The organism is Embleya sp. NPDC025285, assembly GCF_055558835.1.
On sequence record NZ_JBVHLU010000291.1, the window covers coordinates 1 to 1,504 of the forward strand.

At 70.1% G+C, this 1,504-nt stretch carries 1 protein-coding gene; it reads right to left on the minus strand.

Going from position 1 to position 1,504, the window contains the following annotated elements; genetic code table 11:
• Nucleotides 1–34 precede the first annotated feature (34 nt).
• The gene (locus ACZ4FV_RS52300) at nucleotides 35–1,387 is read right to left on the minus strand and encodes an IS4 family transposase (protein ID WP_395871221.1); all 1,353 of its coding nucleotides are present in this window, start codon (nucleotides 1,385–1,387) and stop codon (nucleotides 35–37) included.
• Nucleotides 1,388–1,504 lie beyond the last annotated feature (117 nt).

A 1,504-nucleotide genomic window follows, 5' to 3' on the forward strand; every position in this document is an offset into this window, starting at 1 on the left:
GCAACGCCGTTCAGTTAGGGCGGGGTGGGTGGTGTCAAGGGTCGGTCATGAGCACGTTGATGCCGATGGTGGCCTTGTAGGTGGTCCGATCGATGGTGGGTCCGCGTGCGTTGTATTTGGAGATCGCTCGTTTGACGATGCGGTCTTTGGTGCGGACCCGCCGCTCGGGCAGGAGTTGGGCCAGGACTTGCCGGCCGATGGCGCCGACCAGGTCGACGACGGTGTCGGCGATGATGCCTGCGGCCAGGACGAGTTGGTCGCGGGCGGCGGAGAGCGCGACGGTGAAACCGGCCCGGTCGGGGTCGGTGCCCGGAACGCTGTCGGTGGCATCCGTCATCGCGGTCCGCAGCACCTGGTAGGCGACCAGCAGTGCCCAGACCTCCTGCTCGACCCCGGCCGGGGTGCGGGCGCGCAGGACCCGCCCGCCCAGGATCGTGGACTTGAGTTCCGCGTAGGCCGTCTCGATCTCCCAGCGTTCGTGGTAGAGCCGGACGAGTTCGGCGGCGGGGTGCGCCGACGGATCGGTGAGGGTGGTCAGCAGCCGGTAGTGGCCGGTGCGGGTCTCCCGGGACGTGACGACGCCGATCTCGGCGTCGACGACCCGTACGGTCAGCGCGCCGATCCGGGTGAGGAACGAACCGTCGCCGCAGCGGGCCACCACCGGCAGTCTGCGACCGGACTTGCACCGCACCAGCAGGTGCGCGCCGGTGGCGGCAAAACGGTTCAACAGGTGGGCCGCGGCGAAGTTCCGGTCGCCCAGCAGCAACATCCCGGCACGCAGATCACCCGCAAGGCGGCCGGCGTACTCCAGCTCGCCGGTGGTGGCCGGACCGAACACCGCACCGATCACGGCACGGGTGCCGCAGGCCACCAGTGCCGTCAGCCGGATCTGCGGATAGCCCCCGGCCCCGCTGTTGCACCGCTGCTTGGCGAAGACGGCGAGGTTCGCCGGAGTGTCCGGCACCGGCAGCAGCGTGCCGTCGACCGCAACCAGCAGCAGCCCGCGCCACCGCGCCTGGGCGGCTGTCGTGGCCACCGGCCCGCGCAGCAGGTCGAACAACGCCTTCAACGGCGCCGCCCCCAAGCGCTGTCGGGCCTGGCGCAACGCGCTGCCGCTCGGTCGGGCGGGCGTGGGACCGGCCAGGCCGGCGCACAACCGCTCGAAGACCTGCCGGTAGCCCAGATCGGCGAACAACGCCCCGGCCAACAGCAGATACATGGTGACCCGCGCCGGCACCAGCCGGACCCGTCGCTCGACCGTCCTGGTCGCCACGAGCACGTCGTCGACCATCTCGAAGGGCACGATCCGGGTCAACTCGCCGATGTGGCCGGGTGCGAAAACCCCGGCCGCCACCTTGACCGTCCGCCTTGTGGCAGTCTGTTCCAACAGCGGAGCTCCCGTGGTGAGGATGTCTTGGAGTGACAGACCTCTTCTACGGCAGCTCCGCTGCTCTGTTTGCCGGCCTTGACAAACCCGCGCCCGCACCTAACTGAACGGCGTTGG